The organism is Streptomyces sp. NPDC048248 (assembly GCF_043201875.1).
GTDB lineage: Bacteria > Actinomycetota > Actinomycetes > Streptomycetales > Streptomycetaceae > Streptomyces.
Genome location: NZ_JBICZL010000010.1, coordinates 124,867 through 139,513 on the forward strand (window position 1 = coordinate 124,867; position 14,647 = coordinate 139,513).

2 protein-coding genes are annotated in these 14,647 nt (G+C 72.9%); both read left to right on the plus strand.

From position 1 onward, the window contains the following. The first annotated feature begins 55 nt into the window (after nt 1-55). The gene (locus tag ACGFZW_RS22670; RefSeq protein ID WP_393895275.1) at nt 56-14,404 is read left to right on the plus strand and encodes an amino acid adenylation domain-containing protein; all 14,349 of its coding nucleotides are present in this window, start codon (nt 56-58) and stop codon (nt 14,402-14,404) included. After that, nucleotides 14,401-14,610, plus strand: coding sequence for an MbtH family protein (locus ACGFZW_RS22675; protein ID WP_393894997.1), 210 nt, complete (start codon nt 14,401-14,403; stop codon nt 14,608-14,610). Before ACGFZW_RS22670 ends, ACGFZW_RS22675 begins: the two co-directional genes overlap by 4 nt. Nucleotides 14,611-14,647: the final 37 nt, after the last annotated feature.

Consider the following 14,647-nt stretch of genomic DNA (forward strand, 5'->3'; position numbering starts at 1 on the left):
ACGCCGTACGGACCACCCCTCCATGACGCCCACCAGGGAAAGGCCCTTGCGAACGATGTTTGACGTCGAGTCGGACCGGACGTCCGCTTCCGGGATGCCCCTCACGGGCGGGCAGTCCGGCATCTGGCTTGCCCAGCAGATCGAACCGGACAGCTCTGCCTACAACATCGTGTTCGCCCTGGACCTGCGTGGCGACATAGACGTCGACCGCCTCACCGGCGCCGTCCGGGAGGCCGTCGAGGAGGCCGAGTGCCTTCACGTGTGCATCCGCGCCGAGAACGGCCGGCCCCGTCAGGTGCCCGCGCGGTTCGCCGTCGACGTCCCCGTCATCGATCTGCGCGATGCCCAGGACCCCGAGGAGGCGGCCGTCGACCGGATGGCCGCCGACCGCGACCGGCCCGCCGATCTCACCCACGGACCGCTCTTCGGCCAGGCGGTGCTCCGGCTCGCCGACGACCGTGTGCTGTGGCACCAGCGCTACCACCACATCGTCCTCGACGGTATGGGCGTCGCGCTCCTCACCCGCCGGGCCGGCGAGCTCTACACCGGGCGGGCCGGGGAGCAGGCGCCGTCCCACGGCTGGGCGCTGTCCCCGTTGGTGGCCGCCGAGCTGTCCTACCGAGGGTCCGATCAGTACCAGGCGGACCGCGACCACTGGCTGGACCGGATGGCCGACCGGCCCGAGCCGGTGCGCCTCGTCGAGCGTGCGCCGTCACTCATGACGCAACGCCTCCGGCGCACCACGACGCTGTCCGCGCAGGCCACCGCGCGACTGCACACCGCCGCGTCGAACGCGGGCGTCCGGACGTCCCGACTCCTGCTCGCGGCCGTCGCCGCCTACCTGCACCGGGTCAGCGGCGAGCAGGACCTCGTCCTCGGCCTGGCGATCGCCGCCCGCCAGGACGAGGTGTCGGCGGTCGTCCCCGGCATGGTGTCCAACATCCTCCCGCTGCGGGTGTCCGTCCGCCCCGGCACCACCGGTGGCGACCTCGTCACGGAGGTACGGCATCGCGTCGCCGACGCCGTCGCGCACGGACGCTACCGCGGGGAGGACCTGGCCAAGGACCTCGGGCTGGCCGATGGCACAGCGGAACTCGTCGGCCCGACGGTCAACGTCCTCCCCCGGGGCGGGGACCTGGGCTTCTCCGACCACGAGACCGAGATCCGCCCGGAGTGGCTCGGCCCGGTCAGCGACCTGGCCGTCAACTTCGCCGAGTGCGAGGGGGGCCGCGCCATCCGTGTCCACCTCGACGCCGACGCGGGCGCCTGCGACGAACAGAGCCTGCGCGACCACGAGAGCCGGTTCCTAGGGCTGCTTCGGGCCTTCGCCGAGGACCTGGACCGACCGGTCGGCCGCATCGAGCTGACCGAGGGGGCTGAACGGGCGTACCTGCTCGACGAGTTCGGTGTGTCTCCACGCGAGACGGCCGAGTTGTCCTGGCCCGCCGCTTTCGAGCGGCAGGTACGCCGTTCCCCCGAAGCCGTCGCCCTCGTGTGCGAGGAGCGGCAGCTGACGTATGCCGAGCTCAACGCCGCCGCCAACCGGCTCGCCCGGCTTCTCCTCGCCCGTGGCGTGCGTGCCGAGGACGTGGTCGGTGTGGCCGTGCCGCGCTCGCCCGAACTCGTCGTCTCCCTGCTGGCGGTGATGAAGGCCGGCGCGGCGTATCTGCCGCTGGACGCCGACCATCCGCAGGAACGGATCGCCTACATGCTGTCCGACGCCGGCGCACGCACCGTCCTCACCACGCGCGAACTCTCCGACGAACTGCCCGAAGCGCCCGGCGTCGGCCGTCTGCTGCTCGACGAGCCGTCGGTAACCGCCGAGTGCGCCGCGCTCGACGCGTCGGACCCCGGTCTGCCCATCGCCCTGGACCAGGCGGCGTACGTCATCTACACCTCCGGCTCCACCGGCCGCCCCAAGGGCGTCGTCGTACCGCACGACGGTGTCGGGAGTCTCATCGCCACCGCCACCGACCGCATCGGCATCACCGCCGACAGCCGCGTGGTCCAGTTCGCCTCCGCCGGCTTCGACGTCACGGTCTGGGACCTGATCATGTCCCTGTGCGTCGGCGGACGGATCATCGTCGTCCCCGCCGAACGCCGGGTCGCGGGACTGGCCCTGACGGACTACATCGCACACCACCGCGCGACCCACATGATCCTCCCGCCGGCACTGGTCTCGGCGCTTCCGCAGGAGTGCGAACTGCCGGACGGAGCGGTGCTCGTCGTCGGAACCGAGGCGGTGCCCGGCGAGCTGATCGCCCGCTGGTCCGGGCGTGTCCAGGTCGTCGTCGCCTACGGCCTCACCGAGGCGAGCGTCAACTCCACGCTGTGGCGCGCCGAGCCCGACCGGCCCGGTCCCGCACCGATCGGCCGACCGGACCCCAACACCCGCGCCTACGTGCTCGACGCGGCCCTTCGTCCGGTCCCCGTGGGCGCCGAGGGTGAGCTGTACATCGCCGGGCGCGGCCTGGCCCGCGGCTACCTGGGCCGCTCGGGGCTGACGTCGGAGCGGTTCGTCGCCGACCCGTTCGGCGCGCCCGGCAGCCGGATGTACCGCACCGGCGACCGGGTCCGCTGGAGTGCGGACGGCAACCTGGACTTCCTCGGCCGCGCGGACGGTCAGCTCAAGATCCGCGGCCACCGGATCGAACCGGGCGAGATCGAGAGCGCGTTCATGGCCTGCCCCGGCATCGCGCAGGCGGCCGTCCTCGTACGCGAGGACCACCGGAGCGCGAAGCGGGTGGTCGCCTACCTCGTCACGGAGCCCGGCTCGGACGCCGATTCCTCCGTCGCCGCGGCGCGTACCCGGATCGCGGAGACGCTGCCGGATCACATGGTGCCGTCCGCCGTGGTCGTCCTGGACGGCCCCCTCCCGATGACGCCCAACGGAAAACTCGACAGCCGGGCCCTGCCCGCGCCCCGGTGGACGGCCGTGATCGGCGCGGACGCGGCCACCACCCCGGCCGAGAAGGCGCTCTCCGCGCTCTTCGCCGAGGTCCTCGGCCTGCCCTCGGTGGGCGTCCACGACAGCTTCTTCGAACTGGGCGGGGACAGCATCGTCGCCATCCAGCTGGTCAACCGCGCCCGTGAGGCCGGGCTCGCCCTCACCCCGCGCGAGGTGTTCCGGCAGCGGACCGTGGCGGCGCTCGCCAGGACAGCGGGCCAGGTGACGGCCGGCGGGAGTCCGGTCGCGGCCGGTGCGGACCTCGACGAGGACGCCCTGCCCGTCTCCCCGCTCCAGGAAGGCTTCTTCTTCCACGCGGAGTTCGACCGGCGCAGCGCCGACCTGTACGTCGTTCAGGAGCTCCTCGACCTCGCCGGCCCGGTCGACCCGGAGCGGCTGCGGGGGGCGCTGCAGCTGCTCCTCGACCGGCATCCGCTGCTGCGTGCGGCGTTCCGCCAGCTGCCCGGCGGCGAGGTCGTCCAGCGCCTCGCGGAGCGGGCGACCCTCCCGTGGCGGGAGGCCGACACCGACGCGACCGGACTGGATGACCTGCTGCGCCGGGACAGGGACGAGCGGTTCGATCTCACCCGGCCGCCACTGCTGCGCGCCACTTTGATCCGGGACGGGCAGCGTCACAGGCTGCTCCTCACCCTGCACCACCTCATCGCCGACGGCTGGTCGGTCTCCGTCCTGCTGCGCGAACTGATCGCCGCCTACCGGGGCGAGGCGCTTCCGGAGGCGGTCGGCCCGCTGCCGTACCTGTCCTGGCTCGCCGGCCGCGACCGCGATGCCGCGCGTGCCGCCTGGTCCCGGGCCCTGTCCGGTCTGGAAGGCCCGACCCGGCTGCCCGCCCTCGCCGCCGTCACGGGCGAAGACGCGGTGACGCCGGCCAGGTCCGAGCACGTGGACACCCGGCTGCCCGAACAGCTCTTCACCGAATTGACCGCGTACGTTCGGGCCCACGGCCTGACCCTGAGCACCGTCCTGCACGGCGCCTGGGCTCTCCTGCTGGGCGGGCTCACCGGCAGTCGGGACGTCGTCTTCGGCACCACCGTGTCCGGGCGGACGACCGAGGTCGAGGGCCTGGACTCCGCCGTCGGGCTCTTCATCAACACCGTCCCGGCACGGGTGAGCCTGCGCGCCGACGAGTCGCTCACCGAGCTGCTGCGCCGCGTACAGGACGAGCACACCGCGCTGCTGGATCACCAGCACCTCGGTCTCGCCGAGGTCCAGCGGATCGCGGATGGTGGCGAACTCTTCGACACCCTGGTGGTGTTCGAGAACTACCCGAGCGGCGGTGGGGGTCCCTCCCCGCTCATCAAGAGCTCGGGGGAGTCCGCGCCCAAGGAGTCGGACGGACTGCGTATCACCGGCGCCGAGGTGTTCGACGCCGTGCACTACCCCCTCGCGCTGATCGTCGAGCCGGGCGACGGCCACCTGCTGCTGCGCTTCAAGCATGACGCGGCGCGGCTGGACCAGTTGCGCGTGGCGGTGCTCGCCAACCGGTTCGTGGCGCTGCTGCAGACCCTGGTCGGCGACCCGGAGCGTCCGGTCGCCCGGACCGGCATGCTGTCGGACCGGGAGCACGAGCGCCTCACCGAACTGAACGCCACCGCACATCCACTGCCCGACCCCGACGCCACCCTCGCCTCGCTGTTCGCCGCCCGGGCGGCACGGACGCCCCACGCCCCGGCGGTCCGCTTCGAGGACACCACGCTGACCTACGCCGAACTCGACGCGCGCGCCGAGGCACTGGCACGGCGGCTGCGGGCCCGGGGCGCGGGACCGGAACAGTTCGTCGCGGTCGCGGTGCCGCGCTCGGCAGAGCTGATGGTCGCGCTGCTGGGCGTCCTCAAGGCGGGCGCCGCCTACCTGCCCGTCGACCTCGGCTATCCCGCGGACCGGGTGGCGTTCATGCTCGGCGACTCGGGCGCGCGAACGGTGGTGACCACCGGAGACGCGGCCGGGCGGCTGCCCGACCTGCCGGGTCTCGGCCGACTCGTCATCGACCACGATGCGGAAGGACCCGACGGCGCCGCTTCCGGCGTCGCGGACGAGCAGGCAGGGCCCGACCATCCCGCCTACCTGATCTACACCTCCGGTTCCACCGGGCGCCCCAAGGGCGTTGCCGTCACCCACCGGGCGATCGTCAACCGACTGGCGTGGATGCAGGGGGAGTACGGGCTGAGCGCGGACGACCGGGTGCTCCAGAAGACGCCGTCCAGCTTCGACGTGTCGGTGTGGGAGTTCTTCTGGGCCCTCGTCGAGGGCGCGACCGTCGTCCTCGCCCGCCCCGACGGCCACCGCGACCCGGCCTACCTGGCGGAGCTGGTCCGCGCCGAGCGGATCACGACGATGCACTTCGTGCCGTCGATGCTGGCCGCGTTCGTGCAGGTCATGGAGGCCGGTACGGACACGGCCACGCCGGGCTGGGCGGACAGCCTGCGCCGGGTGTTCTGCAGCGGCGAGGCACTCACCGGCGCGGACGCCCGCCGCTGGTGGGAGCTGACCTCCCGGTCCGGGCAGCACGGCCCCGTGCCCCTGCACAACCTCTACGGGCCCACCGAGGCGGCCGTGGACGTGACCTTCTTCCCCTACGGGGGCGGCACCGAGGTCGCCGTTCCGATCGGCCGGCCCGTGTGGAACACCCGGCTGTATGTGCTCGACGCCTTCCTGCGGCCGGTCCCCGACGGGGTGCCGGGAGAGCTCTACCTCGCCGGGGTCCAGCTGGCGCGGGGGTACCACGACCGGGCCGGCCTGACCGCCGAGCGGTTCGTCGCGGACCCGTTCGCCGCGCCGGGCGGGCGCATGTACCGCACCGGGGATCTGGTCCGGCGCCGTGCCGACGGTGCGGTCGAGTACCTCGGCCGCACCGACCGACAGGTCAAGATCCGAGGCAACCGTATCGAGCTGGGCGAGATCGAGACCGCCCTCGCGGGACTGACCGGTGTCGCCCGCGCGGCCGTGGTCGTTCGCGACGGCGCGCTCGTCGGCTATGCCGTCCCCGGCGCCGACGCTCCGGACTCCGAGGCCCTGCACGCGGGGCTCGCCGCCGCGCTGCCCGCGACCATGGTGCCTGGCGCCGTGGTGGTCCTCGACGGGCTGCCGCTGACCCCCAGCGGCAAACTCGACCAGAACGCGCTGCCCTCGCCCTCCGTCGCCCCCGAGGGCGGCGGTCGAGAGCCCCGCGACGAGCGCGAACGCGCCCTGTGCGAGATCTTCACCGCCGTCCTCGGCATGCCGGGAATCGGCGCCGACGACGACTTCTTCGTTCTCGGCGGTGACAGCCTCACCTCGATCGCCGTCGCCACCCGGGCCCGGGAAAGGGGGTGGGTCATCAGCCCGCGCGACGTCTTCGAGCTCCGTACGCCCGCCGCGCTCGCCGCCACCGCCGCCGACACGGCCCCGGCGCAGATCGCACCGGACGGCGCCGGGACCCCCGACAACCCTGCCGTGACCGTCTCGGCCGCCGACGCCGGGCAGGCCGCGGCCGCTCTACAGGCGATGCTGGCGCAGCAGGAGCAGTCCGGTACGGCGGTCGACCCCGCTCTGCGGGCGCTGCTGGACCAGCTGACCGCCGTCGGCGCGCCGCAGGATCCCCCGACCCCACCCGCTCCGTTGGGCGGACTGGAGCTGTCCGAGGAGGAGACCGCCCGCGTCGAGGCCGCCGCGGGGCTGCCGGTCGCGGACATCTGGCCGCTCTCCCCCCTCCAGGAAGGTATGTACTTCCACGCCACGTACGACGCGGGGGAGACACTCGACGTCTACCAGTCCCAAGAGACCCTGCACTTCGACCACCGGGTCGACGCGGACCGGCTGCGGGCAGCCTGCCGGTCCCTCCTGGAGCGCAACGCCGGCCTGCGCGCCGGATTCACCAGCGACGGCCTGCCCCGCCCGGTCCAGTTCATCGCGGACGGTGCGCACATCCCGGTGGTGGAGGCCGACCTGTCCGGACTGCCCTCGGAGGAACAGCGGTCCAGGGTGGACGAGTTGCTGGCGGAGGACCGCCGGAAGCGCTTCGATCTGTCCGCGCCGCCGCTGTGCCGGATGCTGCTGATCCGGCTCGCCGACGGCCGGGACCGGCTCGTCCTCACCCACCACCTCATCCTCTGGGACGGATGGTCCGCCTGGCTGTTCCTGGAGGAGCTGTTCACGCTCTACGAGCGGGCCGGTGACGCCACCGGCCTCCCGGCCCCCGGTTCGTACCGCGACTACCTGGCCTGGCTGGACGAGCAGGACACGACCCGGGCCGTCGAGGCGTGGCGCGGCGCGCTCGCCGGGTTCGACGAGCCGACCCTGCTCGCGCCGACGGGCCGCGACACGGGCCCGGTGATCCCGGTGGACTTCGACGCGGTGCTGACGAAGGAGAGCAGTGACCGGCTGCGCTCCCTCGCCCGGCGGCACGGGCTCACCTTGAACACGGTACTGAACGCGGCCTGGGGACTGGTGCTCTCGGCGATGACGGGGCGCGGTGACGTCGCCTTCGGAACGGCCGTCGCCGGACGCCCCGCGGAGGTGGCGAACGTCGCCGGCATCATCGGCATGTTCCTCAACACGATCCCCGCCCGCGTCGCCCTCAGCCCCGACGAGCCCCTGCTCGACCTGCTGCGGCGGATGCAGTCCGAGCGGGCCGCGGTCATGCCGTACGAGTACGTGGGACTGGGGACGCTCCAGCAGGAGACCGGGCACCGGCGCCTGTTCGACACGCTGTTCGTGCTCCGCTCGGCCGACGGTGAGGGCCGGGCCGACGCGCTGCGGCAGCGGCACGGCATCACCGACGTATCGAACGTGGACGGGACCCACTTCCCGCTCACCCTGATCGTCACGCCCGAGACCCGGCTGAGGGTGACCCTGGCGGCCCGGCCCGACCTGTTCGACACGGAGGCCGCCACCTCCGTCCTCGCCCGGTTCACCACCGTGCTGGAGCGGCTCGCCGATGCCCTGGCCGACCCGGCGGCGGCCTCCGCCCGCACCGTCGGCGTCGACCTGCTCCTGCCGTACGAGCGCACCGCCCTGGTCGCCGACCGGGAGACCACCCGCGCCCCGGTGCCGAACGAGACCATCGCCGACATGCTCACCGCCCAGGTCGCCCGCACCCCGGACGCGGTGGCCCTGGTCTTCGGTGAGCACTCCCTGACGTACGCCGAACTGGACGCCCACATCAACCGGTTGGCGCGACTGCTGCTCGCCCGCGGCGCCGGGCCGGAGCAGGCCGTCGCGCTGGCGCTGCCACGCTCCATCGAGATGGTCGTCGCGCTGTTCGCGGTGCTGCGGACGGGCGCCGCGTACCTGCCGCTGGACCTCGACCACCCCGCGGACCGGCTGCGGCTGATGATCGAGGACACCGGGCCCCGTTGCCTGGTGTCCACGACCGCCGTCGCCCCCAACCTGCGCGGCGATACCGGCGCCCTCGCCCCCGAACTCCTCCTGGACGACGAGGCGGTGACCGCCGAGCTGACCGGCCTCCCGGGCGGCGAGATCACCGACACCGAGCGGCCCGCGTTCGCCCACGACGTGCCGGGCCGCCTGGAGCACCCGGCGTACGTCATCTACACCTCCGGCTCCACCGGCAGGCCCAAGGGCGTCGTCACCCCCTACCGGGGCCTGACGAACATGCAGCTCAACCACCAGAAGGAGATCTTCGACCCGGCGATCGCCTCGGCCGGCGGACGGCGGCTGCGCATCGCGCACACCGTGTCCTTCGCCTTCGACATGTCCTGGGAGGAGCTGCTCTGGCTCGTCGAGGGGCACGAGGTGCACGTCTGCGACGAGGAGCTGCGCCGCGACGCCGAGGCCCTGGTGGCCTACTGCGACCGGCACCGCGTCGACGTGGTGAACGTGACGCCCACCTACGCCCAGCTGCTGATCGAGGAGGGGCTGCTCGACCAGGACGAGGACGCCGGACGGCACCGGCCCGCACTGGTCCTGCTCGGCGGCGAAGCCGTGTCCGACACGGTGTGGACGACACTGCGCCGCACCGAGGGCACCTACGGCTACAACCTCTACGGGCCGACCGAGTACACCATCAACACCCTCGGCGGCTCCACCACCGACAGCGAGACCTCCACGGTCGGCAGGCCCATCCGCAACACCCGCGCGCATGTGCTGGACGCGATGCTGCGGCCCGTCCCGCCTGGCTGCCCCGGTGAGCTGTACATCGCCGGCACCGGCCTGGCCCGCGGCTACCACGACCGGCCGGGCCTGACAGCCGAGCGGTTCGTCGCCGACCCCTTCGGCGAGCCCGGTGAGCGGATGTACCGCACGGGCGACCTCGTACGGCAGCGGCCCGACGGGCTGCTGGACTTCCTCGGCCGCACCGACGACCAGGTCAAGATCCGCGGCTACCGCGTCGAACTGGGCGAGATCTCCACGGCGTTGTCCGGCCACCCCGAGGTCGCGCACGCGGCGGTCGTCGTGGCCGAAGCCGCCGGGACCAAGCGGCTGATCGGCTACTTCGCACCCGAGGACGGCGCCGCCGACGGGGGCGAGGCGCTGCTCAAGAGGCTGCGCGACCACCTGAAGACCGCGCTGCCCGACTACATGGTCCCAGCGGCGCTGGTGCCCGTGGACACGCTGCCGCTGACCGTCAACGGCAAGCTGGACGTCAAGGCCCTGCCCGCACCGGCCCTCTTCACCGACTCGGGGGGAGGTACGGGTGCCGGACGCGCGCCCCGTACACCGCAGGAGGAGACCCTGTGCCGGCTCTTCGCCGAGGTGCTCGGCATACCCGAGGGCGGCGTCGGCATCGACAGTGACTTCTTCGAGCTCGGCGGCCACTCGCTGCTGGCCACCCGGCTGGTCAGCAGGGCCCGTACCGCGCTCGACACCGAGCTGGCGATCCGGGACCTGTTCGAGGCACCCACCGTCGCGGAACTGGTGGAGCGCGCCCTGCGCTCCGGCGCCGCCGCCAGACCGGTGCTCACGGCCGGAGAGCGGCCGGCCGAACTGCCGCTCTCCCACGCCCAGCAGCGGCTGTGGGTCATCCAGCAGATCGAGTGCACCTCGGCCGCGTACAACTTCCCACTGGTGATGCGGCTGCGCGGGGCCTTCGACGTGGACGCGTGGTGTGCCGCGCTCGCCGATGTGACGGCCCGCCATGAGGCACTCCGTACGGTCTTCACCGACCGGGACGGCCAGGTGTTCCAGCACGTCCTGCCCGCCGAGCGGGCGCGGCCTGTTGTGGTTCGCGTCCGTGCCACCGAGGACGAGGTGCCGGGCATCGTCGACGCCGCCGTGAACCGGCCGTTCGACCTCGCCACCGAACTGCCGATACGGGCCACGATCGTGGAAGCGGCGCCCCAGGACCACGTCGTCATCCTGCTGCTGCACCACATCACCACCGACGAGTGGTCGGACCGGCCGTTCCTGCGCGACCTGGCCGCCGCCTACGCCGCGCGCCTCGACACCGGCAACGGCCCCGAATGGGAGCCGCTCCCCGTCCAGTACGCCGACTACGCGCTCTGGCAGCAGCGCCTGCTCGGCGACCCGGCCGACCCGGGCAGCCTGGCCGCTCGCCAGCTGGAGTACTGGCGTACGGCGCTCGACGGTGCCCCCGAGGAGCTCGAACTCCCCACCGACCGGCCCAGGCCCGCCCGTCCGGCGTTCACCGGCGCCGAACTCGACATCGCCTTCGACTCCCGGGTCCACGAGGGCCTGAGGCGTCTCGCCAGGGAGGCCGGCGCCAGCATGTTCATGGTGGTGCACGCGGCCGTCGCCACGCTGCTCCACCGCGTGGGTGCCGGGACGGACATCCCCCTGGGCTCGCCCATCGCGGGACGGAGCGACGAGGCGCTGGACGACCTGGTCGGCTTCTTCGTCAACACACTCGTCCTGCGGACGGATCTGAGTGGGGACCCGACCTTCACCGAGCTGCTGACGCGGGTACGGGAGTCCGATCTCGCGGCCTTCTCCCAGGCGGACGTGCCGTTCGAGGCGGTCGTGGAGAAGCTCAATCCCACGCGTTCGCTGTCCCGCAACCCGCTCTTCCAGGTGATGGTCGGCTACCACGCCCGCACCGGCGAAGGACTCGAACTGCCGGGCCTGCGTGCGGAGTACGTGCCGTTCCGAACCGGCTCGGCCAAGTTCGACCTCGTGTTCAGCTTCACCGAGCACACGCCCGCAGACAGCGACGACACCGGCTCCCTGAACTGCCGCCTGGAGTTCGCGACCGAGCTGTTCGACCCGGAGACCGCCGAGCGTCTGGGCGCACGCCTGCGCGGACTCGTCGCCGCGCTGGTCGCCGCGCCCGAGCGGCCCGTCTCCCAGGCGGAGATCCTCACCACACAGGAGCGGCAGCTGGTCGTGGAAGGCTTCAACGCCACCGCCCGTGAGGTCGACGAGGCGACGCTGCCGGCCCTCTTCGCCCGGCGGCTGGCCGAACGGCCCGAAGCGGTCGCCGTCGTGGAGCGCACGCGCTCGGTGACGTACGCGCAACTGGACGCCCGGTCCAACCGGATCGCACGCCTTCTCGTCTCCCACGGCGTGGACGCCGAGAGCGTGGTCGGCGTCGCCGTGCCCCGCTCGGTGGATATGATCGCCACGGTCCTCGCCGCACTCAAGCTGGGTGCCGCGTTCCTGCCGCTCGACCTGGTCCATCCCGCCGACCGCCTGGCCTACATGACCGAGGACTCGGGAGCCGCGCTCGTCGTCGGCACCGAGACGGTGGCCGGGAAGATCCCCGAAGTGCGGGACGTGCCCGTGGTGCTGCTCGACGAGCCGGTCACCGCCGCCGCGCTCGCGAAGCTGCCGGAGTCGTCCGTGGACGGCTCACCTGTCGCCCTGGACCAAGCCGCCTACGTGATCTACACGTCCGGCTCGACCGGCCGCCCCAAGGGCGTGGTCGTACCGCACGAGGGCATCTCCAGCCTGGTGGCCACCGCCGTCGACCGGATGGGTCTGGAACACGACAGCAGCGTGCTGCAGTTCGCCTCGATCGGCTTCGACGTCTTCGTCTTCGAACTGTCGATGGCGCTGTGCCACGGCGGACGGCTCGTCCTCATCTCCGACGAGGCGCGGGTCGCAGGACCGGCGCTCACCGACTTCCTCGCGGACCAGGGAATCACCCACATGATCCTGCCGCCGTCCCTCGTCTCGGCGCTGCCGCCCGGCTGTGAACTGCCCGAGGGGTCGACCGTCCTGGTCGGCACCGAGACGGTGCCGCCGGACCTGTTCGCACGCTTCGGCGCCACGGCTCACCTGATCTGCGCCTACGGGCTCACCGAGGCGACGGTCAACTCCACCCTGTGGCCCGCACGCGAGCACGGCGGCCGGCCCGCCGGGCGGGTGCCCATCGGCCGGCCCGACCCCAACACCCGCACCTATGTCCTGGACGAGCGCCTGCGGCCCGTCCCGCCGGGAGTGGTGGGCGAGCTGTACGTCTCCGGCCGCGGCCTCGCCCGTGGCTACCTCGGCAAGGCCGGGCTGACGTCGGAGCGGTTCGTCGCCGACCCGTTCGGCCCGCCCGGCAGCCGGATGTACCGCACCGGTGACCGCGTCCGCTGGCGCGCGGGCGGCAACCTCGACTTCCTCGGCCGGGTCGACACACAGGTGAAGGTGCGAGGCTTTCGCATCGAGCTCGGCGAGATCGAGGCGGCACTCGCCGGGCACCCGTCGGTCGGCCAGGCCGCCGTGGTGCACGACCGCGACGGCGACATCGTGCGCCTGATCGGTTACGCCGTCCCGGAGGCCGGTGAGTCCGCGCCCCCGGACCTCGATCCGCAGGCGCTGCGCGCCCATGTCGCGGGGCTGGTGCCCGAGTACATGGTGCCCGCCCTCGTCGTACCGCTGGCCGGTCCGCTGCCGCTGACCCCCAACGGCAAGCTGGACAAGAAGGCGCTGCCCGCGCCGGACTGGTCCGCGATGACCGGCGACGCCCGCCCGGCCAACGCGACACAGGCCCGACTCGCTGCGCTGTTCTGCGAGATCCTCAAGCTGGACAGCGTCGGCGTGCACGACAACTTCTTCGCGCTCGGCGGCCACTCCATGGCTTCGATGCGGCTCCTGGGCCGCATCCGCTCCGAGTTCGGGGCCGAGCTGAGCATCCGGGACGTCTTCGACGCGCTGACCGTCGCCGGTATCGCGGGCAAGCTGGAGGGGGCGACGGTCGCCCGGCCGGCCCTGCGCACCGCGGCGGGCGTGGACGTCCATCCGCTTCCGGTCGCGCCCGTCCAGCGCCCGCAGTGGGACGCCTACCGCCGCAACCCGGGCTTCGATCACGCACTCGCGTTGCGGGCCGCAGGCGGTGGCCTGGACGCCGAGGCGCTGGCGGCCGCGCTGGCCGACGTGGTGGCCCGGCACGAGCCGCTGCGTACGGCATTCGCGCAACGCCAGGGCGCCGTTCTCCAGCGGGCCGCCAAGTCACCGGCCCTGGCCGTCGAACGGTGCGCCGACCTGGACGCGCGGTTGGCCGAGCTCGCCGGTCAGGCACCGGACCTGGAGCGGGAGGCGCCCTTGCGGGCCCGGCTGCTCACCGGCCCTGACGGCGGCCAGGCGGTCCTGTTGACCATGCACTACCTCGCGGTCGACGAATGGTCGGTGGTGCCCCTGTTCCGCGACCTCACCACGGCCTACACCGCGCGCAGGGACGGCCGCGCGCCCGATTGGGAACCGCTGCCGGTGACATACCGCGACTACACCCACTGGGCTCGCGAGGTGCTCGGCGACCTCACCGATCCGGACAGCCGAGGCGGCAGTCAACTCGCCTACTGGCGGCGGACGCTCGCCGACGTGCCAACGGAGCTGGCGCTGCCGGCGGACCGGCCGCGCTCCACCGCACCCGCCCGGCGGGGCCGGGCCGCCGATCACGTCGGGTTCGTCCTCGACGAGCGGCTGCACGAGGACGTGGACCGGCTCGCCCGCGCGACCGGCACCAGCATGTTCATGGTGCTGCACTCGGCACTCGCGGCGCTGCTCACCGCCCATGGCGCGGGCACCGACCTGCCCATCGGGACCATGGTCGCAGGACGCACCGACGATCAACTGGCCGATCTGGTCGGCTGCTTCGTCAACACGGTCGTACTGCGCACCGACACGGCGGAGGACCCGACCTTCGCCGAGCTGCTGGCCCGCGTACGGGAGACCACCCTGGGCGCCCTGGATCGTCAGGAGGTTCCGTTCGACGAGGTGGCCCGTGCGGCCGGTCTTCCCACGGAAGGCCCGCAGGTCATGGTCATCCACCACGAGCAGGCTGAGCTGGAGCAGCTGGAGGGCGGCATGGGCTCGCTCGACGCGCTGCCGACCGGCTCGGCGCGCGCGGACCTGACACTCAGCTTCCACGAGCCGCGCGGCGCAGGGCCGGTGCACTGCGGGCTGATCCACTCGACCGAACTGCTCGGCACCGCCAAGGCGCGGAAGCTGGCCCACGAACTTCAGGCGCTGCTGCGCACCGTGGCAGCCGATCCGCAACAGCCGCTCTCGGAGCTGTTCACCGTACCGTCCATGAGGAGTGACCAGGCATGACGACCAACCCGTTCGAGGACCCCCAGGGCCGCTTCAAGGTCCTGGTCAACGACGAGAACCAGCACTCGCTGTGGCCTTCCTTCGCCGAGATACCGGCCGGGTGGCGGACCGCCTTCGGCGAGGACACCCGCGAGGCGTGCCTCGCCTACGTGGAGATCCACTGGACCGACCTGCGCCCCACGAGTCTGATCGACCGGCAGAGCTGACCCTCCGACGCGGTGTCGCCGCCCGGCGGTGCGCCGG

What these genes read in the sequence shown, in the direction of transcription:
- ACGFZW_RS22670 (WP_393895275.1), top strand. Translation starts at nt 56, where the DNA reads ATGTTTGACGTCGAGTCGGACCGGACGTCCGCTTCCGGGATGCCCCTC.
- ACGFZW_RS22675 (WP_393894997.1), top strand. Translation starts at nt 14,401, where the DNA reads ATGACGACCAACCCGTTCGAGGACCCCCAGGGCCGCTTCAAGGTCCTG.